23 protein-coding genes are annotated in these 25893 nt (G+C 69.9%); 11 read left to right on the forward strand and 12 right to left on the reverse strand.

Annotated elements, in window-relative coordinates:
• Positions 1-20: 20 nt before the first annotated feature.
• The 5 genes from eno to LVJ59_RS05305 all read right to left on the reverse strand — a co-directional run bounded on the left by eno (position 21) and on the right by LVJ59_RS05305 (position 4502).
• Positions 21-1301 (reverse strand): phosphopyruvate hydratase, encoded by a 1281-nt coding sequence (eno, locus tag LVJ59_RS05285; RefSeq protein WP_232762254.1) that lies wholly within the window; start codon positions 1299-1301, stop codon positions 21-23.
• A 112-nt stretch (positions 1302-1413) separates the two neighbouring features.
• Positions 1414-2073 (reverse strand): O-methyltransferase, encoded by a 660-nt coding sequence (locus LVJ59_RS05290; RefSeq protein WP_047523195.1) that lies wholly within the window; start codon positions 2071-2073, stop codon positions 1414-1416.
• 31 nt (positions 2074-2104) lie between these two features.
• Entirely contained in the window at positions 2105-3052 is a 948-nt protein-coding gene (locus LVJ59_RS05295; protein ID WP_232762255.1) for a CPBP family intramembrane glutamic endopeptidase, read from the reverse strand.
• The gene (locus LVJ59_RS05300) at positions 3049-4107 is read right to left on the reverse strand and encodes a DUF1648 domain-containing protein (protein WP_232762256.1); all 1059 of its coding nucleotides are present in this window, start codon (positions 4105-4107) and stop codon (positions 3049-3051) included. Before LVJ59_RS05300 ends, LVJ59_RS05295 begins: the two co-directional genes overlap by 4 nt.
• A complete protein-coding gene (locus LVJ59_RS05305) occupies positions 4104-4502 on the reverse strand; it encodes a GntR family transcriptional regulator (RefSeq protein ID WP_047523193.1) in 399 nt (132 codons plus the stop codon). The genes LVJ59_RS05300 and LVJ59_RS05305 overlap by 4 nt, the downstream gene beginning before the upstream one ends.
• 107 nt (positions 4503-4609) lie before the next feature.
• Here LVJ59_RS05305 and LVJ59_RS05310 point away from each other — a divergent pair, with 107 nt between their 5' ends.
• Both LVJ59_RS05310 and LVJ59_RS05315 read left to right on the forward strand, forming a co-directional pair.
• Positions 4610-5080 (forward strand): PaaI family thioesterase, encoded by a 471-nt coding sequence (locus LVJ59_RS05310; RefSeq protein ID WP_232762257.1) that lies wholly within the window; start codon positions 4610-4612, stop codon positions 5078-5080.
• 43 nt (positions 5081-5123) lie between these two features.
• Positions 5124-6353, forward strand: coding sequence for an APC family permease (locus tag LVJ59_RS05315; RefSeq protein ID WP_232762258.1), 1230 nt, complete (start codon positions 5124-5126; stop codon positions 6351-6353).
• Positions 6354-6355: 2 nt separating this feature from the next.
• Here LVJ59_RS05315 and LVJ59_RS05320 read toward each other — a convergent pair whose 3' ends face one another.
• On the reverse strand, positions 6356-7150 hold the full coding sequence (locus LVJ59_RS05320) for a helix-turn-helix domain-containing protein (RefSeq protein ID WP_232762259.1): 795 nt from the start codon (positions 7148-7150) through the stop codon (positions 6356-6358).
• 87 nt (positions 7151-7237) lie between these two features.
• Here LVJ59_RS05320 and LVJ59_RS05325 point away from each other — a divergent pair, with 87 nt between their 5' ends.
• On the forward strand, positions 7238-7777 hold the full coding sequence (locus LVJ59_RS05325; RefSeq protein WP_131493468.1) for a glyoxalase/bleomycin resistance/extradiol dioxygenase family protein: 540 nt from the start codon (positions 7238-7240) through the stop codon (positions 7775-7777).
• Here the strand turns inward: LVJ59_RS05325 and LVJ59_RS05330 are convergent.
• The 4 genes from LVJ59_RS05330 to nhaA all read right to left on the reverse strand — a co-directional run bounded on the left by LVJ59_RS05330 (position 7749) and on the right by nhaA (position 11824).
• A complete protein-coding gene (locus LVJ59_RS05330) occupies positions 7749-8552 on the reverse strand; it encodes an SGNH/GDSL hydrolase family protein (RefSeq protein ID WP_374199033.1) in 804 nt (267 codons plus the stop codon). The two genes, LVJ59_RS05325 and LVJ59_RS05330, sit on opposite strands and share 29 nt — an antisense overlap.
• 72 nt (positions 8553-8624) lie before the next feature.
• Positions 8625-9875 carry a histidine--tRNA ligase gene (gene hisS / locus LVJ59_RS05335; protein ID WP_232763155.1) on the reverse strand — a complete coding sequence of 417 codons (1251 nt, stop codon included), beginning with the start codon at positions 9873-9875 and terminating at the stop codon, positions 8625-8627.
• Positions 9876-9948: 73 nt separating this feature from the next.
• Positions 9949-10617 (reverse strand): MazG family protein, encoded by a 669-nt coding sequence (locus LVJ59_RS05340; RefSeq protein ID WP_232762260.1) that lies wholly within the window; start codon positions 10615-10617, stop codon positions 9949-9951.
• Positions 10618-10654: 37 nt separating this feature from the next.
• Positions 10655-11824, reverse strand: coding sequence for a Na+/H+ antiporter NhaA (gene nhaA / locus LVJ59_RS05345; protein ID WP_047523187.1), 1170 nt, complete (start codon positions 11822-11824; stop codon positions 10655-10657).
• Between the two features lie 132 nt (positions 11825-11956).
• Between nhaA and LVJ59_RS05350 the strand changes: the two genes are divergently transcribed.
• Positions 11957-14650 (forward strand): phosphoenolpyruvate carboxylase, encoded by a 2694-nt coding sequence (locus LVJ59_RS05350; protein WP_232762261.1) that lies wholly within the window; start codon positions 11957-11959, stop codon positions 14648-14650.
• Between the two features lie 132 nt (positions 14651-14782).
• Complete coding sequence (gdhA, locus tag LVJ59_RS05355; protein WP_131493460.1) at positions 14783-16153, forward strand: NADP-specific glutamate dehydrogenase; 1371 nt, start codon at positions 14783-14785, stop codon at positions 16151-16153.
• 100 nt (positions 16154-16253) lie between these two features.
• Here the strand turns inward: gdhA and LVJ59_RS05360 are convergent, their stop codons facing one another.
• Together LVJ59_RS05360 and mfd are read right to left on the reverse strand one after the other, a co-directional pair.
• Positions 16254-16880 carry a gamma carbonic anhydrase family protein gene (locus tag LVJ59_RS05360; RefSeq protein WP_047523184.1) on the reverse strand — a complete coding sequence of 209 codons (627 nt, stop codon included), beginning with the start codon at positions 16878-16880 and terminating at the stop codon, positions 16254-16256.
• Between the two features lie 35 nt (positions 16881-16915).
• Positions 16916-20491 (reverse strand): transcription-repair coupling factor, encoded by a 3576-nt coding sequence (mfd, locus tag LVJ59_RS05365; protein ID WP_232762262.1) that lies wholly within the window; start codon positions 20489-20491, stop codon positions 16916-16918.
• Positions 20492-20567: 76 nt separating this feature from the next.
• Between mfd and LVJ59_RS05370 the strand changes: the two genes are divergently transcribed.
• The 6 genes from LVJ59_RS05370 to ribH all read left to right on the forward strand — a co-directional run bounded on the left by LVJ59_RS05370 (position 20568) and on the right by ribH (position 25739).
• On the forward strand, positions 20568-21131 hold the full coding sequence (locus LVJ59_RS05370) for a GNAT family N-acetyltransferase (protein WP_232762263.1): 564 nt from the start codon (positions 20568-20570) through the stop codon (positions 21129-21131).
• A gap of 49 nt (positions 21132-21180) precedes the next feature.
• Positions 21181-22044, forward strand: a complete 864-nt coding sequence (locus LVJ59_RS05375) for an Fpg/Nei family DNA glycosylase (RefSeq protein WP_232762264.1) — start codon at positions 21181-21183, stop codon at positions 22042-22044.
• 287 nt (positions 22045-22331) lie between these two features.
• Complete coding sequence (gene ribD, locus LVJ59_RS05380) at positions 22332-23375, forward strand: bifunctional diaminohydroxyphosphoribosylaminopyrimidine deaminase/5-amino-6-(5-phosphoribosylamino)uracil reductase RibD (protein ID WP_232762265.1); 1044 nt, start codon at positions 22332-22334, stop codon at positions 23373-23375.
• Entirely contained in the window at positions 23375-24004 is a 630-nt protein-coding gene (locus LVJ59_RS05385; RefSeq protein WP_047523179.1) for a riboflavin synthase, read from the forward strand. Before ribD ends, LVJ59_RS05385 begins: the two co-directional genes overlap by 1 nt.
• The gene (ribA, locus tag LVJ59_RS05390) at positions 24001-25269 is read left to right on the forward strand and encodes a GTP cyclohydrolase II (RefSeq protein ID WP_232762266.1); all 1269 of its coding nucleotides are present in this window, start codon (positions 24001-24003) and stop codon (positions 25267-25269) included. The genes LVJ59_RS05385 and ribA overlap by 4 nt, the downstream gene beginning before the upstream one ends.
• A complete protein-coding gene (gene ribH, locus LVJ59_RS05395) occupies positions 25266-25739 on the forward strand; it encodes a 6,7-dimethyl-8-ribityllumazine synthase (RefSeq protein WP_232762267.1) in 474 nt (157 codons plus the stop codon). The genes ribA and ribH overlap by 4 nt, the downstream gene beginning before the upstream one ends.
• The last annotated feature ends 154 nt before the right edge of the window (positions 25740-25893 follow it).

Below are 25893 nucleotides of genomic sequence, written 5' to 3' on the forward strand. Positions count from 1 at the left end.
TCTCGCTGTCTCGGCTGCGCTCAGGCCTGGTAGCGCGGGAACGCCGAACGACCGGCGAAGACCGCGGCATCTCCCAGCTCTTCTTCGATGCGCAGAAGCTGATTGTACTTCGCCACGCGCTCGCTGCGGGCAGGCGCACCCGCCTTGATCTGACCGGCGTTCGTCGCGACGACGAGGTCGGCGATCGTGGTGTCCTCGGTCTCGCCCGAGCGGTGCGAGAGCATCGCCGTGTAGCCCGAGCGCTGAGCGAGGCTGACCGCGTCGAACGTCTCGGTCAGCGTCCCGATCTGGTTCACCTTGACGAGCAGCGAGTTCGCGACGCCGCGCGTGATGCCGTCGGCCAGACGTGCCGGGTTCGTGACGAACAGGTCGTCGCCGACCAGCTGCACCTTGGAGCCGAGGACGTCGGTGAGGTGCTTCCAGTTGTCCCAGTCGTCCTCGGCCAGCGCGTCCTCGATCGTGACTATCGGGAAGTCGTTGACGAGTCCGACGTAGTACTCGGTGAGCGCGGCGGCGTCCCAGTCCTTGTTGTCGAGACGGTAGACACCGTCCTTGAAGAACTCGGTGGCGGCGACGTCGAGGCCGAGCGCGATGTCGGTACCGGGGGTGAAGCCGGCCTTCTCGATCGCCTTCACCAGGAAGTCCAGTCCCTCGCGGTTGCTGGGCAGGTCGGGGGCGAAGCCGCCCTCGTCGCCGAGGCCGGTCGCGTAACCCGCGGCCTTCAGCTCCGCGCGCAGCACGTGGTAGGTTTCGACGCCCCAGCGGAGGGCTTCGGAGTAGGTCTCCGCACCGATCGGGGCGAGGAAGAACTCCTGCATGTCGATGCCGTTGTCGGCGTGCTCGCCGCCGTTGATGACGTTGAACAGGGGAACGGGCAGCACGTGCGCGTTCGGGCCGCCGAGGTAGCGGAACAGCGGCAGATCGGCCGAGTCGGCGGCAGCCTTGGCGACCGCGAGGCTCACGCCGAGGATGGCGTTGGCGCCGACGCGCTTCTTGTTCTCGGTGCCGTCGACCTCGTTGAGGATCTCGTCGACGATGCGCTGCTCGCTCGCCTCGACACCTTCGATCGCCGGGCCGAGCTCATCGATGATGGCCTCGACGGCCTTGAGCACGCCCTTGCCGCCGTAGCGGTCCTTGTCGCCGTCGCGGAGCTCGTACGCCTCGAACGCGCCGGTGGATGCGCCGGACGGGACAGCCGCCCGCTGCACGATGCCGTCGTCGAGGAGGACCTCCACCTCGACGGTCGGGTTTCCGCGCGAGTCGAGAATCTCGCGTGCGCCTACAGCCTCGATCAGTGCCACTGATGTGCTCCTTGCTCAGGGGGAAAACGTGGTGTGGAGCGTCGTCGATCCGCGCCCAGTCTAGCCCGCGCTCCCGACCGGCTCAGGGACTCTTTCCTCCCGGTACGCGCAGTCAGACCACGACCGCGATCGCGAAGCCGTCCCAGCCCTTGACCCCGACGGTCTGCAGCGCCGTGGCGTCGAAGCGCGGATCGTCCCCGAGCATCCGGAGTCCGTCACGGGTGCCGACCACCTTCGGGTCGACGGCGTCCTCACGCACGATCTCCCCCTCGCGCCCGATGTTGTCCAGCACGATCACGGTCCCCGCGTGCCCGAGCTTCGCCGCCCAGTCGAGGTAGATCGTGTTGGACTCCTTGTCGGCGTCGATGAACACCAGATCGAAACCGCCGACCAGGCTCGGGAGCACGTCCGCTCCCCTGCCCACCCGGATGTCGACACGATCGCCGACGCCCGCCGCGTCGATGCTCGCCCGGGCGACGGCGGCGTTGTCCGGCTCCGCCTCGACCGTCACCACCCGCCCCTCGGGCCCGACGGCGCGAGCGAGCCAGATCGTGGAGTAGCCGCCGAGCGTGCCGATCTCGAGCACCCGCCGCGCGCCGCTGATCCGGACGAGGAGGTTCAGCAGCTTGCCCGCCACGGGGGCGACCTCGATCTCGGGCAGACCAGCTGCCCGCTGGGCCGTTAGCGCCGCCTCGAGGTGGGCATCGGAGCCGATCAGGGTGTCGGCGAGGAACGAATCGGTCTGCGACCATGCCGCGGGAGTGGATTCCATGCCCTCAGCCAACCCCCGACGCCTCGGCCCGTCAAGGCTGCGGTGGAGAGAGCCGGGGTGCCGGAGCGGCGAGTTCCGGCTGCATGCGGAACTGCCCGGTCAGCGCGAGCACGACCGCGACGAGGAGGAGCACGATCCACCCGGCGAGCCCGAGCGGCCCTGCGAGAGCCATGTCCGGCTGCGAGGCGGCGAAGATCAGCACGAGTCCGGCGGCGGCATTGAGCGATCCGTGCGCGATCACGGCAGGCCACACCGACCCCGAGCGCAGACGCAGCCACCCGAACAGGACACCCCAGGCGACGCATCCGCCGATCATGAGCACCACGCCCAGGATGTCGGTACGCCCGAAGTTGTACCCGAGCAGGATGATCGGGCTGTGCCAGGCGCCCCAGATCACACCGCTCAGGATCAGGGCGGGCCAGGTCCCGAGCGGGCGCAACGCCGGCAGCAGCCAGCCCCGCCAGCCGAGCTCCTCGCCGAACGCGAAGAAGCTGTTGATCAACGCGCCCACCGGGATCGCGGCGAGCTGCGCGAACACGAGGATTCCGACCGGGGGCAACGGCGTGCCGGCCGGCACGGCCTTCTCGAGTTCGGCGGCGAAGGCGGGGAAGGTCGGGTCGAACTGCACGAAGCCGAACGCCGCCGCCACGAGGAGGCTCGCTCCGACCAGGAGGGGCGGAACCAGCCATCCGACGACGATGAGCCATACGACGCGCTTCGCGGGACGCAGCGGCCAGAGTCCGAGGAACCGGGCGCGCCCACCCCGAGCGGGAACCCCCATCGCGAAGGTGACGATGACCGCGGCGACCGCCGGAGTGCACATCATCAGCGGGAGCAGCACGACGGTCAGCGGTTCGGCGAGTCCGTCACCGAGCCACAGCGGCAGCGCCACCAGCCACGCCAGGGCGAAGGCCACGACGACGAAGAGAAGGACGGCGGCCCAGGGCACGCGCCGCAGCTGTGGAGCGGAGTCGATCATGACGTCGCCTTTCCGGTGTCGGTGGGCATCGTGCCCGATGTTCGCGTGCGGTCGACATACGCCTGCAGCAGTGCGGCCGCCTCTTCTGCGCCGTCGATCGTCACGAGGAAGGGACGTCGACCGCGGCGCGAGACCTCGATCGCCGGCCCCCGGCGCAGGACGATACCCGAACGGCCGTCGACGGCGACGCGCCATCCCCATCCGCCGAACTCACCGAACGGCGAGATGTCGACGGCGCGCGCCGACTCGACCTCGTCGAGCGGAACACGGACCCGCGGCCGCCCCAGGAGCGCCCGCGCAGCGAAGCCCTCCGGCGTGATCATGACGCGGAAGGAGGCCGTGGCCGCCAGCGAGATGCCCACGACCAGCACCACGAGAGCGACGATCGCTCCTCCCTCGGTTCCGGTCCCGAGCAGGTACGCGGCGAGCGCGACGAGTCCGAGCAGCACGACGAGGAGGAAGGCGACCACACCGCGGGGCATGCTCGTCGTGGCGATCCACACGACGCGTTCCCCCTTCTCGATGTGCACGGCGTAGCGCGGCTCGAGCGTGCGGCCCCGGGGAGCGCGGACGCGGGGCTGCACGGCCCAGGCCGCTCCGGCGACGACGAGGAGCGCGAAGAAGGAAACGGCGACGACACCGCCGATGCCGGGGATTTCGGAGGACTCGGACAGATCGCGCTGGATCGCGAGCGACCCGATGCTCGTCACGGCGGCGAAGGCCGCCATCCCGGCGGCGAGCGCACCCATCAGCCGCGCTGCGCCGCCCCAGTGCGACCCGACCGCGACGAGTGTCGTGACGACCATCAGTGCGGGGATCCCGAGGCCCACCCCGAGCAGGAGCCAGAGATACGTGGCCGCGGGTCCGAACCCGTCGGCGCCGTCGACACCCCAGTGGGTCGCGACCTGCTCCGGAAGCGACGGCAACCAGAAGAGCAGCACCACCAGCGCGACCGTCGTGATCACGATCGGCACGAGCACGGCGACGAGGAAGAACATCCGTCGGGCGCGCTTCAGGAGCGGCGGTGGCGTGCGGGTGAGGTCGTAGGTGGTCATGGCGAGTCCTCCTCGCGACGGTCGGAGTGGTCGAGGTCGGAGCGGACCTCTCGATGGGAGCGCACGATGCCCGCGAGCGTATCGGCGGAGACACCGAGCGCAGCGGCGCGGCGCACCAGGTCGTCGATGTCATGGGCGAGTTCGGCGAGCGGTGCCGCCGACGCTGCGATGACCGCCCCTCGGCCCCGGCGGAGGTCGACGAGCCCTTCGTCGCGCAGTCGCTGGTAGGCGTGGAGCACGGTGTGCTGATTGATCGACAGCGCTTCGGCGACATCGCGCGCCGCGGGGAGCCGGTCCCCGGGAGCCAGGACGCCGGCGAGGATGTCGGAGCGGACGGAGGTCGCCACCTGGTCGTACAGCGCACGCGGGCTGTCGACATCGACACGGATGAGCATGTGGCCCCCTCTCCTCGAATCTCTAGTTATTCTATGTGAACTAGAACAACTGTCACAATCCTCCACATGTCTTTGTCGCTCTCGGAGCGGTACTCCACACTGACCTCATGCGCATCACTCCCCGCCGTCTCGCGATCGGCATGAGCCTGTGGATCCCCAATCTCTTCAGCGGAATCCGCATCCGCCGCTTCAGTGAGGACTGGACGCACGCCACCGTGGAACTGCACGTCAACGTCTTCACCCGCAACTACGTCAAGACCGCGTTCGGCGGCTCGATGTCGGCGATGACCGACCCGTACTTCTTCATGCTGGTGATGCACCAGCTCGGCCGCGACCATGTCGTGTGGGACACGCGCGGCGAGATCGAGTTCCTCAAGCCAGGACGAGGCGTGCTCACGGCCGAGTTCGAGGTGTCGAAGGAGAAGGCCGAGGAGATCCGCGAGCGTACGCGGGGCGGGGCCAAGGTGCTCGAGTGGTTCGAGACGGTCATCACCGACCGCGAAGGCGACGTCGTCGCGAAGGTGCGCCGCGAGGTCTACATCCGCGAGAAGAAGCGGGTCACCGCCGCACGGAGCTGACCGCCGTCACCCGCCGTTCACCGTCGCATGCCACGATGACGGGATGCCCCTCGCTCGTCGCCTGACACTCACGGACGCCGTCGCCATCGGCCTGGGTTCCATGATCGGTGCCGGCGTGTTCGCGGTGTGGGCACCGGCGATCGGCGTCGCGGGAAGCGGAGTCTTCGTCGCGCTCGCCATCGCCGCCGTCGTCGCGTACTGCAATGCCACATCATCGGCGCAGCTCGCCGCTGCCCATCCGATCGCCGGCGGGACCTACGCCTATGCACGCGCGGAGATCGGCCCCTGGTGGGGCTTCGTCGCCGGCTGGAGCTTCGTGATCGGCAAGATCGCCAGCTGCGCCGCCATGGCGATGACGTTCGCCGCCTATGCCGCCCCCGAAGGATGGACCGTTCCGGTGGCGGTCGCCGCGGTCGCCGCGCTCGCGATCGTGAACTGCCTCGGCGTCACGCGCACCGCGATGCTCACGCGCGTGCTGGTCGTCTGCTCGCTCCTCGGGATCGCGGTCGCGGTCGGGTTCGGGTTCGGCGCCGGCGCGATCACCAGCGCGGCTCCGCTGCCCGACGCCACGGCGTACGGCGTGTTGCAGGGGGCTGGCCTGCTGTTCTTCGCCTTCGCCGGTTACGCCCGCATCGCGACGATGGGCGAAGAGGTGGTCGACCCCGCGCGCACCATCCCCCGTGCCATCGTGGTCGCGCTGGGCGGTGCCGTCGTCGTCTACCTGCTCGTGGCAGTCGTGGTGGTCCTCGTGCTCGGCGCCGACGCGGCGGAGTCGACCGCTCCCCTCGTCGACGTGCTCGTGGCGACCGGATGGCCCGCGCTCACGCCGATCGTGCGCGTGGCCGCCGCGGCCGCCTCACTCGGAGCCCTCCTCGCGCTGCTGACCGGTATCGGACGCACCACGCTGGCCATGGCACGGGAGAGCGACGTGCCGAGGTTCCTGGCGAAGATCGATCAGCGCCATCAGGTGCCGCAGCGCGCAGAGATCGTGATCGCGATCGCCGTGATCGCGATCGTCCTCGTCGCTGATCTCCGCGACGCCATCGGGTTCTCGTCGTTCGGAGTGCTCCTGTACTACCTCATCGCGAATGCGGCCGCCTTCCGACAGGCCGGAAGCGCTCGCCGCTACCCCCGCGCGCTGCAGGTGCTCGGAGCACTCGGCTGCCTCCTGTTGGTGAACACGCTTCCTGTGCTCGCCTCGCTCATCGGAGCAGCAGTGGTCCTCCTCGGCGTCGCCTATCGGCTGGTGCGTCTGCGCGTCTCCCGATCCTGATCTCAGAGGCTCGACTCGGCGCGGTACACCCGCGGCGCGATGCCCAGGACCGACTGGAAGTCGCGGGTGAGATGGGCATGGTCGGAGTACCCGAGGTCGGCCGCGATCGAGGCGAGGTCGACGCCCGGCTGATCCCGGACGCGCTGTGCCGCCTCCTGCAGACGCCGTCGCCGGATCATCGCGGCCGGCGAGATGCCCACATGACGATGGGTCATCCGCTGCAGGGTCCGCACCGAGACCCCCATGCGCGTCGCCGCCTCCTCCGGCGTGAGCACCGCCGCGTCGTCCATCAGCACGTCCGTCAACGCGTTCGCCTGCCGGTCGGGCTCGCTCACCGCCCCGACCCGATCCGCGAGCCACCGTGCGAAGACCTCCACCGCTCGTTCCCGGCGCCCGTCGCCCGAGGCCATCGCGGTCACCACGTCGTGGCGGAGCGCGGCCACCGCGGTCTCGGGTGCGGTCAGTGCGCGCTCGCCGTCGATCAACGCAGCCGGGTCGTCGATCAGCGCGGCCACCGCGGCGGGGCGCAGCAGGGCACCGACCGCCCAGCCTCGCCCTCGCAGGTCGCGGTGGGAGACGCGGGTCGTGACACCGGACAGCATCACGGCATCGGCATCCACGACGAGGTTGAGTGCGGGGTAGGCCACCATCTCTTGCCGCGATGAGCGCCCGGCGGCGATGTCCCACTCCGGGATCCAGAACCACACGACCAGCTCCGCGACCTCCGCCGGCGCGGGCAGCCGATGGAATTCCGGGAGCCGCGCCGGATAGAGCACGCCACGAGTCGGATTCACCATGGGGCCAGGGTAGGCGCTGCCACCGACGTGCAGAGGTTGTCGCGGATCTTCAAGCCGTGGTCCGCCCGCGCGACGTACCGTGGCGACATGAGCGACGACACCTCCACGACAGCCACCCCGACCACCGGTGCCACCGGCACCCACACCACCGACGGCCGCCCGCACGGGGCCACCTCCCTCACCCCGTTCCTGGCGATCCGAGGCGCGAAGCAGGCGATCGACTTCTATCGCGACGTGTTCGGCGCGCGGGTCGTCGACGTCACCGAGTTCGGCGGCGTCGTCGTGCACGCCGACCTCGACTTCGGGCTGGGCCGTCTCCAGCTGGGCGAACCGAATCCGGAGTACCACCTCGTCCGCGCACCCGAGGGCGATGACGACTGCTACTCGATGGGTCTCTACGTCTCCGACGTCGACACCGTCGTCGAGAAGGCCGTGGTCGCCGGAGCCACCGTGCGCGAAGCACCGGCCCTCTTCGTCTCCGGCGATCGGTTCGCCAGCATCCGCGATCCGTTCGGCGTGCGCTGGTCCGTCATGACGCGCGTCGAGGACATCTCCGAGGAAGAGAGCAGCCGACGGGTCGCGGAATGGGCGGCATCGTTCAGCGAGGCTCCCGCCGACGCGAGCTGAGCGACCGCTCCGCCGCCCGGCACACGGCGGGTGTCAGGGCCTCGGCCGTACGGCGGTAACCCAGGGCACTCGGGTGGAACCGGTCCAGGCTGAACATCGTCTCCGGCTCGTCGAAGAACATCGGCCCCACCGCGCGACGCAGATCGACCGCCTCCGCGCCTGCCTGTCGCGCCGTCTCGTCCTGGATCTCGGCGAGACGACGCGACAGGCTCGACGCGATCCGACGGAGAGGCTGCGGCACCGGGCGCAACGCCCCGAGGTCGGGGCACGTGCCCACAACGACCTCGACCCCGAGCGCGCTCAGCCTGCGGATCGTCTCCTGCAGGTGCTGCGCCGACAGCGCCACGGGCAGCCGATGCGTCACATCGTTGCCGCCCACCACGATCACCGCGACGTGCGGACGGTACCCGGTGGGGAGGGCATCGAGCTGAGCAGTCAGGTCGGGTGACTCCGAGCCGACGACCGCCGCCGTACGCAGCCGCACCGGACGGTGCATCCGGCGTCCGATCGCCTTCGCCAGACGCCCGCCGAGCGTCTCCTTGCGACGCTCGGCCCCGAGACCGGCGGCGATGGAGTCGCCGAGCATCAGCAGATCGAGCGGTTCCCCGTCGAGCGCGCCACGCCAGACGCGATCCGCATCGAGCGACTCCTCCCCCAACGGCTTGCCGATGCGCTTCCGCGCGAGCGCAGCCTGCTGCACGAGCACCAGACGGAGGGACGCCGCGACCGTCACGGCGATCAGCGCCGTGAGCATCACGAGACGGAACCGGCCCATGACCCGATTCGACCCGATCACCGTGAACACGGCGTGAACGGCCCGACGCCGCTCACGTGCCCCGGGCCGGCATCAGGAGAGCGGCTTGACCTCCAGGTCGCCCCCGCCTGCCGTGACCATCGCGAAAGCCGTGTAGCCGTCAGCCGCCGACCGCTCGAGCAGCGCCTTAACGTTCTTCGTCCGTCGCTCCAGCCGTACGCGGGTGCCCTCGGCGATCAGCGCGGCCTTCTGCCGGACCAGCTCCTGCACCGGGACATCCGCATCGTGGATCAGGACCACGGCCTGCGCCACGGTGTCCTTCTCCTCGGCGATCAGGTCGACGAGACGCTCGAACCCGAGCGAGAATCCGACCGCCGGAACCTGCTGGCCGAGGAACCGCCCGATCATGCCGTCGTAGCGCCCGCCGCCGCCGAGCGAGTATGGGACGGAGGGGTGCGCGAGCTCGAAGATCGTGCCCGTGTAGTAGCCCATGCCACGCACGAGAAACGGGTCGAACACGAGCGGGATGTCGGACTGCCCACGCCCGGCTGCGACCGCCTCGCCGATGCCGACCAGGTGCTCGACGAGCTCGACGGGTGCTCCCTCGGGCAGCGCCTTGCGGATCTGCCGCTCCCCGAACGGGTGGTACTCCATCGTCTGCGGGCGCTGCAGGAAAGCATCGAAGGCGTCGGCGGCGGCTGCGGAAGCGCTGCGCTCGCGCAGCTCCGCGGCGACGCCCTCCGGGCCGATCTTGTCGAGCTTGTCGATCGTGATGAGCACCCCGGGGCGCTCCTCGGCCGTGAAGCCGAAGCTGTCCAGCATCCAGTCCAGCACCCGGCGGTCATTGATCCGCACGGTCGCGCCGTCGAGTCCGAGCGCGTCGACGGCGTCGAGGGAGGCGACCATCAGCTCCGCCTCGGCCCGCGAGGAGTCGTCACCCATGATGTCGATGTCGCACTGGACGAACTGCCGATAGCGCCCCTTCTGCGGCCGCTCGGCGCGCCACACCGGGCCGATCTGGATCGACCGGAAGACGGTGGGGAGCTGGCCGCGGTTGCTCGCGTAGAAGCGCGCGAGCGGCACGGTCAGGTCGTAGCGGAGACCGAGGTCCGAGAGCGCGGCGGGGTCGTCGGCCGCGGCCCGGATCGCGTCGGCATCGAGGCCGCGACGGAGGATGTTGTACGAGAGCTTCTCGTTATCGCCGCCGATCCCGGCATGGAGGCGATCGTAGTCCTCGACGACGGGCGTCTCGATCTCGTCGAAGCCGTGCGCGAGGTAGCGCTCGCGAATGACGGAGAGGACCCGCTCACGGCGGGCCTTGTCGGCGGGGAGGATGTCGCGCATACCGCGCGGCGGGTTCACAGTAGCCACGGGTCCATCTTCCCAGGTCGGCCCGAGGGTCCGTGCGCCCGGACGATCAGGAGGGCGCCTCGGCCGCTCTCACGTCGTCCTCGAGCACGCGCAGGCGCTCGCGGAGTGCGCGCTCCGCATCCCACCCCGCGACGCGGGCCGTCGCCACCAGCGCGAGCAGTGCGTCACCGAGCTCGGCTTCCGATCCCGGAACGTCAGCCTCGTCGCCGGGTTCGACCGCCACCTCCACCTCGGCGGCGCGGCCGACCAGTTTCTGGGCGAGGGCGAGTGCCGGCATCCCCCGCGGCACGCCGTCGAGCACGCTGCGGCGGGTGCGCTTCTCCGCGGCCTTCGCCGCGTTCCAGTGCACGAGCACCTGCTCCGGGGTCTCGGCGACCTCACCGGCGAAGACATGCGGATGCCGGCGCACCATCTTCTCGGTGAGTGTCCGTGCCACGTCGTCGATGTCGAACGGATCCTCGGGATCCTGCGCGGCGATCGCCGCGTGGAACAGCACCTGCCAGAGCAGATCGCCCAGCTCCTCACGCAGATCGTCCCGGGTGCCGGTCTCGACCGCGTCGATCACCTCATGCGATTCCTCGATCAGATACGGCACCAGGTCCTGGTGCGTGATGCGCTGCGACCAGACGCAGCGCGCACGCACCTCCCGCATGGTCTCGGCAGCGGCGCGGAGCGGATCGTCCACCCCGGCACCGGGCTCAGGATGAGAGCTCATGCGTCCTCCTTCGAACAGAGCGGAACCGGCTCCGCGCTCAGGACGAGGCGGATGCGGTGCGACGGTACCAGCGCGCACGCAAAGACACGATGAGCGCAGAAAGCAGAAGGGCGATCAACGACCCGACGAGCACGCCGAGGATCGCCTGGTCCCGGATACCGCGATCATCGGCGAAGGCGAGATTCGCCAACAGCAGCGACACCGTGAACCCGATCCCGCCGAGCGCCCCGGCCGCGAGGATGTCGGCGAACGGCAGCGCCGGATCCGAGCCCTTCGGACGGATGTGCATCGCAAGCCAGCCGAACAGCGAGATCCCGATGATCTTGCCGACCGGCAACGCGACCACGATCCCCCAGAAGGCCGGAGAGAGCTGCGTGGGCGAGAGGGCGGGGATGACCACGAACGCCGCGACGAAGGCGAAGATCGGGAGGATCACCCCGTTCACGGACGGCTCGAGCGCGTGACGCGTGCGGGCAGCGGGAACCGGAGCCATGACGAGACCCAGCAGCACACCGGCGATCGTGGCGTGGATGCCCGACGAAGCCACGAGACCCCAGGTCACGACACCGACCACCACCATCGCGACGGCGATCAGCGGGTGCCCCTTCGCATGCAGGAAGCGGCTGAGGGCCCAGAACACGGCGACCCCCACGACCGCGAGGCCGAGCAGCAGCCACTGCACGTCGCCGGCGAAGAGGACCGCGATGAAGATGATGCCGATGATGTCATCGAGGATCGCGAGGGCGAGCAGGAAGACGCGCACACGAGACGGCAGACCCTTCCCGAACATCGCCAGCACACCGAGGGCGAAAGCGATGTCGGTCGCGGTCGGAATGGGCCACCCCGAAGACGTCGAGCTGTCTCCCCCGGCGATCAGCAGGTACACCGCGATCGGGACCAGGACACCGCCGGTCGCCGCGATCGCGGGCTGCACGGCCTTGCGCAGCGAATCGAGCTCGCCGTGGGTGAGTTCGTGGCGCAGCTCGATGGCGACCACGAGGAAGAAGACCGCGAGGAGTCCGTCCGACACCCAGTGCTCGATCGACAGGTCGAGGTCCGTCCCCGGCACCGCGATGTGGAAGTCGAGGAAGGCGGCCAACGGATCGTGCGTGGGCAGGTTCGCGAGCAACAAGCCGAGACCGGCCGCGAGGAGGAGGAGGACGGCGGGGAACTGCTGCCCGCGGAGGGGGTTCGCTGAGATGCGCATCCGTCCCATCGTATGGTCCCGGCTCACTCCGCGGTCCCCGTGCCTTCCGCGATCCGCGCTCCGCGGTCAGGCGTCCGTCCCGCGTCCGTCATGCGTGCAGAACACCCTCGGCGTGCGGGATACTCTCGAAGTGTGACCCCCGCACACTCCTTCTCCGAACCCACGAACACCGAGGCGATCCGCGTGATCGGCCGTTTCGAAGCCGGCCGCGGCATCCCCGATGCCATGCGCACCGACGTCAGGATGCTCGGGCAGCTGCTCGGGCAGGTACTGCGCGAAGCCGGCGGCGACGGACTCTTCGAAGACGTCGAACGCCTCCGGCTCGCCACGATCCAGGCCTACGACCAGGAGACCCCCGATGCGTTCGAACGCGCCGCGGCGATCGCCGAGTCGTTCACGGTCGCCCGCGCCGACGAGGTCGCGCGCGCGTTCACCTGCTACTTCCACCTGGTGAACCTCGCCGAGGAGCACCAACGCGTGCGCGTGCTGCGCGAGCGCGCAGGACAGCCAGGACGCGAGGATGCCGCCGACACCGTCGCGACCGCATACGCGCGACTGCGGACCGAGGTCGGCGACGACGAGGCGCGCCGCCGCCTCGAAGGCCTGCGCTTCCACCCGGTCTTCACCGCGCATCCGACCGAGGCCCGCCGCCGCGCGGTCTCGTCGAGCATCCGTCGCCTGTCCGAGCTCCTCACGCAGCACGACGCAGCGAGCGAGGGCGGCTCGGAGGAGCACCGTGCTCGCCGACGCATGCTGGAGGAGATCGACACGCTCTGGCGCACGGCTCCCCTGCGGTCGCAGAAGCCGTCCCCGACCGACGAGGTCCGCACCGTGATGGGCGTGTTCGACGAGACGCTGTTCACGACCGTGCCGCACGTCTATCGCCGCATCGATGACGCCCTCCGCGGCGAGGAATCCGGCGCCAGTGCCCCGGTCGTGCCCGCGTTCGTGCGGATCGGCTCGTGGGTGGGCGGCGATCGGGACGGCAACCCGTTCGTCACCGCCTCCGTGACCCGCGAGGCCTCGCAGATCGCCGCCGACCATGTGCTGCGCGGCCTCGAGCGCGCGCTCGAGCGGATCGGTCGTGCACTCACGCTCTCGGCGGACGACACCCCGCCGAGCGCCGACGTCACGGCACTGTGGGACCGATTCGCGGCTGGAGACCCCGAGCTGGCCGCGGAACTCGCGACCCGCTCGCCGGACGAGCCCCACCGTCGCGTGCTGCTGGTGATGGCGCGCCGCATCGCCGCCACCCGTCAGGGCGATGGTGCACGGGCCTACGCCCGCCCCGAAGAGCTGCTCGCCGATCTGCGGGCCGTGCAGTCGTCGCTCGCGGATGCCGGCGCGAAGCGTCACGCATTCGGCGGCGTGCAGCACCTGATCTGGCAGGTCGAGACCTACGGCTTCCACCTGACCGAGCTCGAGGTGCGTCAGCACTCGCAGGTGCACGCGAAGGCGCTGGCCGAGCTGGACGCCGGCGAGGCTCTCAGCGCCCAGACCGAGGAGGTGCTGGAGGTCTTCCGCGCGATCGCGGACATCCAGCGCGATCGCGGTGTGCGGGCCGCAGGGCGCTACGTCGTCTCGTTCACCCAGGCCGCCTCTGATCTCGCCAACGTGCATCGCCTCGCGCGGTACGCCCTGGGCGACGACGCCCCGGTGCTCGACGTGGTCCCGCTGTTCGAGACGTTCGCCGACCTTCAGGCCGCGCCGGGCATCCTCGCCGAAGTCGTGACGTTCCCGGAGTTCCGCGAACGCATGGCCGCCACGGGCAACCGCCTCGAAGTCATGCTCGGCTACTCGGACTCGTCCAAGGACGTCGGTCCGGTCGCCGCGAACCTGGCCCTGTACGAGGCGCAGGAGAAGATCGCCCGCTGGGCGCAGGAATCCGGCATCATCCTGACGCTCTTCCACGGTCGCGGCGGCGCCCTCGGCCGTGGTGGCGGGCCTGCGAACTCCGCCATCCTCGCGCAGCCGCCGCACTCGGTGGACGGTCGGTTCAAGCTCACCGAGCAGGGCGAGGTCATCTTCGCGCGCTACGGCGAGCCCGCCATCGCGATGCGGCACATCGACCAGGTCGCCGCCGCGACGTTGCTGGCGTCCTCCCCCACGGAGGAAGCGCGCACCAGCCGCGCCGCCGAGCGCTACGCCGAGATCGCCTCGATCATGGACGCCGCCTCCCGGGAGCGCTTCTTCTCACTCGTGAAGGCGGAGGGCTTCGCCCCGTGGTTCGCCACCGTGACGCCGCTCGAGGAGATCGGCCTGCTCGCACTCGGGTCCCGCCCCGCACGCCGAGGACTCTCGGTCGAGTCGCTGGAAGATCTGCGGGCGATCCCGTGGGTGTTCGCGTGGACGCAGGCGCGCATCAACCTCGCGGGCTGGTTCGGGCTCGGCACCGCACTGGATGCCGTCGGCGATGAGGAGCTCCTTGCCGAGGCGTACCGCGAGTGGCCGCTGCTGCACACGATGATCGACAACGTGGCGATGAGCCTGGCCAAGACGGATGAGCGCATCGCCCGGGAGTACCTGGCCCTCGGCGACCGTGACGACCTCGCTCAGCTCGTCCTCGATGAGCTGGCGACCACGCGGCGCTGGGTGATCCGGCTCACCGGCGGCGACAGCCTCCTGGAGAACAAGCCGGTCCTGCAACGCGCCGTGCAGCTGCGCAGTCCCTACGTGGATGCGCTCTCGCTCCTGCAGTTGCGTGCACTGCGCGCGCTGCGCTCCGCGGACGAGGAGCCGACGGGCTCGGGAGCCGACGCCGAACAGCAGCGGCTGCTCCTGCTCTCGGTGAGTGGAGTCGCCGCGGGCCTGCAGAACACCGGGTGACCGGCGGCCCGCCTGCCGCGTGCGTCGCCCACGATGGACCGCCGCTAGAGTGAAATCTCGCGCCGGATCCGGCGAAGCCTCACGCGACACGATCGCCTGCACCACCATCCCCCACCAGAAAGCCCCTTCCGCGTGACCGCTACGACTCCCGTCGACTTCCACCCGCTCGCCCCCGCCGTGCAGCCCGTCTTCGACACGGTGCTCGCCCGCAGCCCGCATGAGCCGGAGTTCCAGCAGGCCGTCCACGAAGTGCTGCACTCGATCGCGCCGGTCCTGGAGCAGCACCCGGAGTACGTCGAGGGCGGCATCCTGGAACGGCTCGTCGAACCCGAGCGCCAGATCCTGTTCCGCGTACCGTGGGTCGACGACTCCGGAAAGCTCCAGGTCAACCGGGGCTACCGCGTGCAGTTCTCCTCGGTGCTCGGCCCGTACAAGGGTGGGCTGCGCTTCCACCCCTCGGTCGACCTGTCGATCATCAAGTTCCTCGGATTCGAGCAGATCTTCAAGAACGCGCTCACCGGTCAGGGCATCGGCGGCGGCAAGGGCGGATCCGACTTCGATCCGCACGGCAAGTCCGACGCCGAGGTCATGCGCTTCTGCCAGTCGTTCATGAACGAGCTCTACCGTCACCTCGGAGAGCACACTGACGTCCCCGCCGGCGACATCGGGGTGGGCGGCCGCGAGATCGGCTACCTGTTCGGCCAGTACCGCAAGATCACCAACCGCCACGAGTCGGGCATGTTCACCGGCAAGGGCACCGGGTGGGGCGGCGCGGAGGTGCGCACAGAGGCGACCGGATACGGCGCGGTGTTCTTCGCCCAGGAGATGCTCGCTGTGCACGACGACTCCCTCGCCGGCAAGCGCGTGGGCATCTCGGGCTCCGGCAACGTCGCGATCTACGCGATCCAGAAGGCCACGCAGCTCGGCGCGACCCCGGTGACCGCCTCCGACTCCTCCGGCTACGTCGTCGACGACGCCGGCATCGACGTCGACCTGCTCCGTCAGCTCAAGGAGGTCGAGCGCGCCCGCATCGTCGAGTACGCCAACCGTCGCCCGAGCGCACGCTTCATCGAGGGCGGCAGCGTCTGGGAGGTCCCGGTCGACATCGCGGTGCCCTCGGCCACGCAGAACGAGGTCAGCCTGTCCGACGCCGAAGCGCTGATCGCCAACGGCGTGCGCGTGGTGTCGGAAGGCGCGAACATGCCATGTGTGCCGGATGCCGTCGACGCGTTCCAGAAGGCGGGCGTGCTGTTCGCCCCCGGAAAGGCCGCCAACGCGGGCGGTGTCGCGACCTCGGCCCTCGAGATGAGCCAGAACGCGTCGCGCCAGCGCTGGAGCTTCGGGGACAGCGAGAACAAGCTGCGCGAGATCATGGCGGACATCCACGATGCCGCGTTCGACGCCGCGGAGCGTCATGGTGTCGCGGGTGACTACGTGGCCGGTGCCAACATCGCGGGATTCGAGCGCGTCGCCGCCGCGATGCTCGCCCAGGGCGTCATCTGATCCCTCGCCCGATCCGTTCCGGTCGCGATATGTCACCGTTTCGGCTGATTTCGGCTGACATATCGCGACGGGAAGGGCTCGTGAGGGACCGCGCCAGCGGTCAGGAGCGGTGGGGGCGGCGGTGTGCGTCGTCGAGATGCACGTCCTGCGCATGCCGCGCGAGGGAGCTGCCGTAGCGCTCGGTGAGCTGCACCATCAGGTCGGGGGTGTCCCGGTCGACGCCGAAGACGTGCCCGGGGAAGTCGAGGTCGGGCTGGGCGGCCGCGATGTCGTCCTCACGGTCCGGCGAGAAGAGCTGCACCGGATCACCGACCGCCACCCAGCCGATCGGGACCACCGTACCTTCGGGCAGGACGGCGCGACGGAGGACGATCGCGTTGACGCGTACCTCGCAGCGCGCCCCCACCAGGGAACCGTTGAACAGACGCGACCCCGAGGCGAGGAACGTCTCCTCACCCACGGTCGCGCCCGCGATGCTCGACAGTGTGCCGATCAGGGTGTGCGCGCCGATGTGCACCGCGTTTGCGGCGGTCGCCCGGATGAGCGCGTTCTCCATCACGATCACGTGCTCGCCGAGGGTGATCGCTCCTCCTTCGGCCGTGATCACGGCGCCGTGCAGCACCTGGCAGCCCGGCCCGATCTCCACGTCGCCCGAGACGACGGCGGTGGGGGCGATGACGGCGGTGTCATGGATGCGGGGCCGAGCCCCGAGGTGCTCGTACAACATGCGGCCAGACTAGTACCGTCGCCGGTCGCCGCGCGCTACTCGGCCGCGACCGGCTCGGGGAAGATCGCGGTGAACAGCTGTCCGACCCACTCGAGCAACTGTGCATCGGGCAGCGGCTCGAGACCGACGCCGACCGCTGCGGGAACCATGGGCATCGGCACGACCAGCGCCTCTCCCCCGGCCACGAGCTTCGCCTTCGGATACAGCCGCTGCAACCGCACCTTGATCGAGTCTTCGAGGCGTGCGGGCGCGATGCGCAGGTTCGACCCCATCACGACCACATCCGTGAGCCCGGCGCGGGCGGCACGGCGCCGCAGACGCGAGACCGCGACCAGGCCCTCCACCTCTTCCGGCGGTGTGCCGTAGCGGTCGACGAGCTCCTCGATCACGAGGTCGATGGCCTCGTCCTTCGCCGTCGCCGCCGAGGCAGCCGAGAGCTTCTGATAGGCCTCGAGTCGCAGACGCTCGCTGTCGATGTAGTACTCGGGGATGCGCGCATCGAGCGGCAACTCCAGTCGCAGCTCCTGTCCGGTCTCGACCTCGTCGCCGCGGAAGGTCGCCACGGCCTCGCCGATCATGCGCAGGTACAGGTCGAATCCGACGCCGGCGATGTGTCCGGCCTGCTCGGCACCGAGGAGGTTGCCCGCCCCACGCAGTTCGAGGTCTTTCAGCGCGACCTGCATGCCGGAGCCGAGGTCGTTGTTGACCGCGATCGTCTGCAGACGGTCTGCCGCGGTCTCGGAGAGCGGCTTGGTCTCGTCGTAGAGGAAGTACGCGTACGCGCGCTCGCGCCCTCGGCCGACACGACCTCGAAGCTGGTGCAGCTGGCTGAGCCCGTACTTGTCGGCGCGGTCGATGATGATCGTGTTCGCGTTGGCGATGTCGAGGCCGGTCTCGATGATGGTCGTCGAGACGAGGACGTCGAACTTGCGCTCCCAGAAGTCGTCGACGACCTGTTCGAGCTGGTGCTCGCCCATCTGTCCGTGGGCGACGGCGATGCGGGCCTCCGGCACGAGTTCGGCGAGCTCGCTCGCGACGCGCTGGATGGACTGCACGCGGTTGTGCACGAAGAAGATCTGCCCCTCGCGCAGGATCTCACGTCGGATCGCGGCGGCCATCTGCTTGTCGCTGCGGGGACCGACGAACGAGAGGATCGGATGACGGTCCTCGGGCGGAGTCGCCAGCGTCGACATCTCCCGGATGCCCGTGACCGCCATCTCGAGCGTGCGCGGGATGGGGGTGGCACTCATGGCGAGGATGTCGACGTTGGTCTTCATCTTCTTGAGCGAGTCCTTGTGCTCGACCCCGAACCGCTGCTCCTCGTCGATGATCATGAGGCCGAGATCCTTGAACATCACCTGATCGGTGAGGATGCGGTGGGTGCCGATCACCATGTCGACCGAGCCCTCCAACAGCCCCTGGAGGGTGAGCCGGGCTTCCTTGTCGGTCTGGAAGCGCGACAACGGCCGCACCTTGACCGGGAACCCGGCGAAGCGCTCGGTGAAGGTCTCGAGGTGCTGCTTCACGAGAAGCGTCGTGGGCACGAGCATCGCGACCTGCTTGCCGTCCTGGATCGCCTTGAACGCGGCACGGACGGCGACCTCGGTCTTGCCGAAGCCGACATCCCCCGAGAGCAGTCGGTCCATCGGGATCGGCCGCTCCATGTCGGCCTTGATCTCGTCGATGGTCTGCAGCTGGTCCTGCGTCTCGGCGAACGGGAACGCCTCCTCCAGCTCGCGCTGCCACGGCGTGTCCGGACCGAAGGCGTGTCCCTTGGCGCTCATGCGCGCGGAGTAGAGCTTCACGAGCTCGACGGCGATGTCGCGAACCGCCTTGCGCGCCTTGCCCTTGGCCTGCGACCAGTCGCTTCCGCCCATCTTCGAGAGCGTGGGCGCTTCGCCGCCGACGTACTTCGAGAGCAGGTCGAGCTGGTCGGTCGGCACGAAGAGCTTGTCGCCCGGGTAGCCGCGTTTGGACGGTGCGTACTCGAGCACGAGGTAGTCGCGGACCGACTTGGCGGCATTGCGTCCCCCGGTCGACACCTCCCGCTGCGTCATCTCGACGAACCGGCCGATGCCGTGCGTGGCGTGCACGACGAAGTCGCCCTGCTTGAGCTGGAGCGGATCGACGACGTTCTTGCGGCGGGAGGCGAGCTTCTTGACGACGCGCTGGTCGCCGCCGATCGTGCGGCCGTAGAACTCGTTGTCGGTGAGGACCGCGAGCTTCGCCTCCTCGATCTGGAAGCCCGCTTCGACCGAACCGGTGACGAGTGTCGCGACACCGGGCTCCGGCGCCTCGTCGAGCGTCTCGAGCACGCGAGCGGCCAGGCCCCGGTCTGCGAGGACGTCGCGTGCACGATCGACCAGTCCGTGACCGGCGGCGATCACGACCACACGCCATCCGTCGGTCACCTTCGCCTCGACGAAGGAGATGGCCCCGTCGACGTTGCCGTGGAAGGAGGGGATGACGGCGGCGCCGAGGTTGGTCGCCTCCACCTCGCCCTCGCCGAGGCCGGCGCCGAACGGGCTGAGCCGCCACCACACGCCGCCGCGGTCGCGCACGACCTCCCGGAGCTCGGCGATCGTCAGGAAATCCCCGGCCCCCAGATCGATGGGCGCGGAAGCACCGGAGGTGGCCGCGCTCCAAGCGGCGTCGAGGAACTCGCGGTTCGTGTCGCCCAGGGTGATGGCACGTGCGCTCGCGCGCTCGGGATCGATGACCGCCGTCGCACTGCCGGCCGGCAGGTACTCGGCCAACGACTTCAAGGGTCCGGCGACGGCGGGGAGCAGCGACTCCATCCCCTCGACCGGGATCCCCTCGGCCATCTTCTCGAGCATGCCGGAGATCGCGGGGAAACCGCCGATCAGCGCGCGGGCGCGTTCGCGGACGTCTGCCGTGAGCAGCAGTTCACGGGTCGGAGGAAGGTCGACGCTCGGGACATCGCCCGCAAGCGAACGCTGGTCGGCCACCGAGAAGGCGCGGATCTGATCGATCTCGTCGCCGAAGAACTCCACGCGGTAGGGATGCTCGGACGTGGGCGGGAACACGTCGAGGATGCCCCCGCGCACCGCGAACTCCCCGCGCCGCGACACCATGTCGACGCGCGAGTACGCCCGCTCGACGAGCTGCTCCACCACGCGGTCGAGTTCGTGACCCCGACTGCCGACCAGGAGCTCGAGCGGCGCGATCTCGCCGAGGTTCCCTGCGATCGGCTGCAGCGCGGCGCGGACGGACGCGACCACGATCAACGGGTGGTCGCCCGACCACTCCGCGATCCGACGCAGCGTCTGCAGCCGCTGACCCACCGTGTCGGGGCTCGGACTGAGGCGCTCGTGCGGGAGCGTCTCCCACGCGGGGAACGTGAGGATGTCGGCATCGGGCATGTAGGAGTGCATCGCCAGCGCCAGACTCTCCGCCCGGCGACCGGTGGGCACGACCGCGAGAAGAGCGGCCGGATGTCCCGCCGCGGTCCGTCGAGCCAGCAAACCGGCCAGAGTCGGCGCGTCGAGCCCGTCGACCAGGCCGAGGTCGGCGTCGGTGCGCGCCCAGCTGAGGGCGTCACGGTACAGAGACGCCTCTTCCAAGGCGCGCAGAATCCCCGGAACAGTCACCGGACAAGACTAGTCGCGCCCACGGACACTCCCGCCGCCGTCCGACGACGAGCGCTCACCTGCGTAGGCTGTCGGGATGGAATCCGTCGTGCTGACCACCGAACGTCTCGTCCTTCATGCTCCGACGGATGCCGACGTCGATGCCATCGCCGACGCGTGCCAGGACCCCGAACTCCCCCGCTGGACCACGGTGCCGAGCCCGTACTCGCGCGAGGATGCGGAGGCCTTCGTGCGCCTGGTGACCGAGCACTGGAACGCGGGAACAGAGGCCGTCTGGGGCGTCTACGCGGACGGCGGGCTCGTGGGCATGATCGGTCTCCACAACAGGACCGAGCACTTCACGGGCGCGACGGCCGAACTCGGCTACTGGGTCGAGGCCTCCGCGCGCGGCAAGGGCTACCTCGTCGAAGCGGCCCATGCCGTGATCGACTGGGGGTTCACCGACCTCGGCCTCGCCCGCATCCGGTGGCAGGCCGTGGTGGGAAACGTCCCGTCCGCACGGGCCGCGCGCGCTCTCGGCTTCCGCTACGAAGGTCTGCAGCGCCAGGCGCTGACCAGCCAGCGCGGCCGTGACGACGGGTGGATCGCGGGGCTGCTGCCCGACGACGACCGCACCCCGGTGGACTGGCCGGTGCTCTGAGGGCGACCCGCCGGGTGACAGTGTCGGCGGCCGGTGACAGGATGAACGCATGCCGGAGATGCCGGAAGTCCAGGGCCTGACCACCTTCCTCGACGAGCGCGCCGTGGGGCGAACGATCACGCGGGCGACCGTGGCCGCCATCGCCGCGCTCAAGACCTACGACCCACCGATCACTGCGCTGCAGGGACGCGCGATCACGGCCTGCGCTCGCCTCGGAAAATTCGTGGTTCTTTCGTGCGGCGACGACCTGCACCTCGTGTTCCACCTCGCGAAGGCGGGATGGCTCCGGTGGTACGACGCGCTGCCGACCACGCTCCTCAAGCCGGGCAAGTCCCCCATCGCGCTGCGCATCGCACTCGACGACGGCAGCGGCTTCGATCTCACGGAGGCCGGGACGAAGAAGTCACTCGCCGTCTACGTGGTCCGCGACCCGCAGGAGGTCCCCGGCATCGCGCGGCTCGGGCCCGACCCGCTCGACCCCGCGTTCACCAGAGAGGCGTTCGCGGCGTTGCTGGATGAGCGCCGGATGCAGATCAAGGGGCTGCTGCGCGACCAAGCGGTGATCGCGGGCATCGGCAACGCGTACTCCGACGAGATCCTGCACGCCGCTCGCATGTCGCCGTATGCGATCGCCGGAAAGTTGGACGATGCCGAGATCGACCGCTTGTTCGCCGCCCTGCGCGAGACGCTGACGGAAGCGATCGCCGAAGCCTCCGGCAAACCGCCGGCCGATCTGAAAGACGCCAAGCGCCGCGGGATGCAGGTGCACGCCCGCCGCGGAGAGGCCTGCCCGGTATGCAGCGACACGGTGCGCAGCGTCTTCTTCGCCGACCGTTCGCTCGAGTACTGCCCCACCTGCCAGACCGGCGGCAAAGTGCTCGCCGACCGGCGGCTCTCGCGGCTGCTCAAGTGACGGCGGTGGCGAGCGGCGGGCGCAAGGTCCCTGTCGTGGAATGAAATGCGTGCAGGCGCGTTGAGTACACTCAGAGCAACAACGTGCTCCGGGGTCGGTGTGAATCCGAACCGGCGGTGACAGTCCGCGAGCGTCTCGAGAGATCGGGATGCCGATCCGGTGGAACTCCGGGACCGACGGTGATGCGAGGGAGACTTCGCTAGTCCGGAAGGGAGGCAGCACGAGACGCATCCGTGCGTCCGTTCCGCCATCCCTCCGACCCCCGGAGCCTCAGAGGAGGACGACGGATGGCAGTGAACGCGGCAGAGCGCGACGCGATGGTTCGCGCGCTCCACCTCGCCGCCCGCGGACCACGAGGGGCGAACCCGCAGGTGGGCGCGGTCATCCTCTCCCCCGAAGGCAGGGTGCTCGCCGAGGGGTGGCACCAGGGCGCCGGCACCCCGCACGCCGAGGTCGACGCGCTCTCGAAGCTCGACCCCCTCGAGGCCCGCGGCGCCACGGCCGTCGTCACCCTGGAACCCTGCAACCACACCGGCCGCACGGGTCCGTGCGCCGTCGCGCTGATCGAGGCCGGCATCGCCCGCGTCGTGTACGCGCTCGACGACCCGGGCGCCGTCTCCGGTGGCGGGGCCGATCGGCTGCGTGCGTCCGGGGTCGACGTCGAGTCGGGAGAACAGGCCGAGGCCGCGCACGCCGTGATCGACGGGTGGCTCACCGCGCAGCGGCTCGGACGCCCGCACGTCACGGTCAAGTGGGCGCAGAGTCTGGACGGGCGCGCCGCTGCGGACGACGGTTCGAGCATGTGGATCACGGGCCCGGAGGCGCGCGCCGACGTGCACCGACGCCGCGCAGAGGCCGACGCCATCGCGGTCGGCACCGGCACCGTCCTCGCCGACGACCCCTCCCTCACCGCCCGCGACGGCGACGCGCTGCTGCCCCACCAGCCGATCCCGGTGGTCATCGGCGCGCGGGCCACTCCGGACGATGCCATGGTGCGTCGGCATCCCCACACGCCGCTGTTCTTCGACACCCATGATCTACACGCGGTCCTGGCCGATCTGCACTCCCGTGGTGTGCAGAGCCTGTTCGTCGAAGGCGGTCCGACCCTCGCCAGCGCTTTCCTCGCGGCCGGGCTCGCCGACCGCATCCTCGCGTACGTCGCGCCCGTGCTGCTCGGCGGCCGGCGACTCGCGCTGACCGACATCGGGGTCGGTTCCCTCACCGAGGCCCGACGCCTCACCATCCACGAGTGGGTGCCCCTCGGGGGCGACCTCCTCGCGATCGCACACCCCGTGGAAGAGACCGACCCGCAGCACGAAGGAGCCGCCTGATGTTCACCGGAATCATCGAGGAGATGGGCGAGATCACGGCGATCGCCCCGTCCGGAGACGGCTGGCGCCTGACCGTGCGCGCGCCCCGAGCCGCCGCGGATGCCGTCCACGGCGAGTCGATCGCCGTCTCGGGAGTCTGCCTGACCGTGGTCGGCTCGACAGCGGACACCTTCGACGCCGACGTGATGAAGCAGACGCTCGACGTCTCGGCCATCGGGTCGGCGACGGTCGGCACCCGGGTGAACATCGAGAAGGCCATGCCCGTCGGCGCCCGGCTCGGCGGTCACATCGTCCAGGGCCATGTCGACGGCACCGGCGACGTGCTCGCGGTGCGCCCGGGGGTCGAGTGGAGCGTGCTGCGCATCAGCCTCCCCGCCGACCTCGCGCCGCTGGTCGTCGACAAGGGGTCGATCTCGGTCGACGGCACTTCGTTGACCGTCAGCGCCGTCAGTGCCCCCGCCGCCCCCTCCCCGTGGTTCGAGATCTCACTGATCCCGGAGACCCTGGCCGCGACGACCCTCGGCGTCCGCGCCGTCGGGGACCGCGTGAACCTGGAGACCGACATCCTCGCCAGGCACGTCGAGCGCTTGCTCGCGTTCCGCGCCGCACCGGAAGGAGGCTCACGATGAGCCTTTCCACGATCGCCGAGGCCCTGGACGCACTGCGCGCCGGGCGACCCGTCCTCGTCGCCGACGACGAGAACCGTGAGAACGAAGGCGATGTCATCCTCTCGGCAGAGCTCGCGACCCCCGAGTGGGTGGCGTGGACCGTGCGCTGGTCGTCCGGATTCATTTGCGCCCCGATGCCCGCCGACCTCGCCGATCACCTGAACCTGCCGCCGATGGTCGCCGCCAGCGAAGACGCCCGCTCCACCGCGTACACCGTGAGCGTCGACGCCGCCCAGGGCGTCACGACCGGCATCAGCGCGCATGATCGCGCACACACCCTGAACGTGCTGTCGGATCCGGAGTCGACGTCGACCAGCATCATCCGCCCCGGACACGTCCTGCCGCTCCGCGCCGTGGACGGCGGCGTGCGCGAGCGCAGCGGGCACACCGAGGCCGCTGTCGAGCTGATGAAGCTGGCCGGGCTCCGCCCCGTCGGAGCGATCGCCGAGGTCGTCGCGGAAGACGGCAGCATGATGCGCCTTCCGGGCCTGATCGAACTCGGCGCCCGCGACGGGGTGCCGGTCATCACGATCGAACAGCTCATCGACCACCTCAACGAGATCGACCCCGACGGCGCGACGCCGAGCGCGCACCGCGGTCGTCGCGTGAGCCTGCGCGCCGACGCCACGGTGCCGACGACCCACGGCAGCTTCCGATTCCTGGCGTACAAGGACCGCATCACCGGCACCGATCACATCGCCGTCGTCTCCGGTGAGCCCGACGAGACGGCGCTCGTGCGGGTGCACTCCGAATGCCTGACGGGTGAGGCATTCGGGTCTCTGAAGTGCGAGTGCGGTCCGCAGCTCGACTCCGCCCTGGACGCGATCGAGAAGGAGAGCGGCGTCGTCATCTACATGCGCGGGCACGAGGGGCGCGGGATCGGGCTCATCAACAAGCTGCGCGCGTACAGCCTGCAGGAAGAGGGGCTCGACACGGTCGACGCCAACCTCGCGCTGGGTCTGCCCGCCGACGCCCGTGACTACGCGGCAGCGGCCGGGATCCTCGCCGACCTGGGTGTGTCGAAGGTGCGCCTCCTGACGAACAACACCGACAAGGTCGCACAGTTGCGTGAACTCGGCCTCGACGTCGTCGAGCAGGTACCGCTGATCGTCGGCGTCGGACCCAACAACCACCAGTACCTGGAGACCAAGCGTGACCGGATGGGTCACATCATCGGCGAAGCAGAGCTCGCAGAAGCTCTCGCCAAGGGAGAGGACGAGAAATGAGCGGCGCAGGAGCACCCGAGACCGGCAACATCGACGGGCGGGGACTGAATGTCGTGATCGTGGCCGGCACCTGGCACGAGACGATCTCGAACGGCCTGATCGCCGGAGCCGAGCGTGTGCTGTCGGCGGCGCAGGCCACGCACCGACTGGTACGCGTGCCCGGATCCTTCGAGCTCGCGATCGCTGCGCAGGCGGCCTTCGCCGGTGGTGCGGATGCGGTCGTCGCGCTGGGCGTCATCATCCGCGGCGGGACCCCTCACTTCGAGTACGTGTCGGCGGCGACCACCGACGGCCTCACCCGGGTCGCGCTCGATGCCGGCAAGCCGGTCGGGTTCGGTGTCCTGACCCTCGACGACGAGCAGCAGGGACTCGACCGCGCGGGCCTCGCCGACTCGAAGGAGGACAAGGGCGCCGAAGCTGCGGATGCTGCCCTGCGCACCGCCCTCGTGACCCGGCAGCTGCGCGGCTGAGGCGGGCGCGTGCACCTGTCGGGAGAATGACCGGGCGAAGGGGCGAGACCGACATTTCCGCCGACATCCGTGCAGTCTCCCGACAGGTGAACACAGGCGCACGTCGATAGCCCGCGCCTGAGGTCAGCCTGTCCTTGCTAGCGCAGAAGGGCGC

Origin of the sequence: Microbacterium sp. KKR3/1 (assembly GCF_021272365.1) — a bacterium.
GTDB classification, from domain to species: Bacteria; Actinomycetota; Actinomycetes; order Actinomycetales; family Microbacteriaceae; genus Microbacterium; species Microbacterium aurugineum.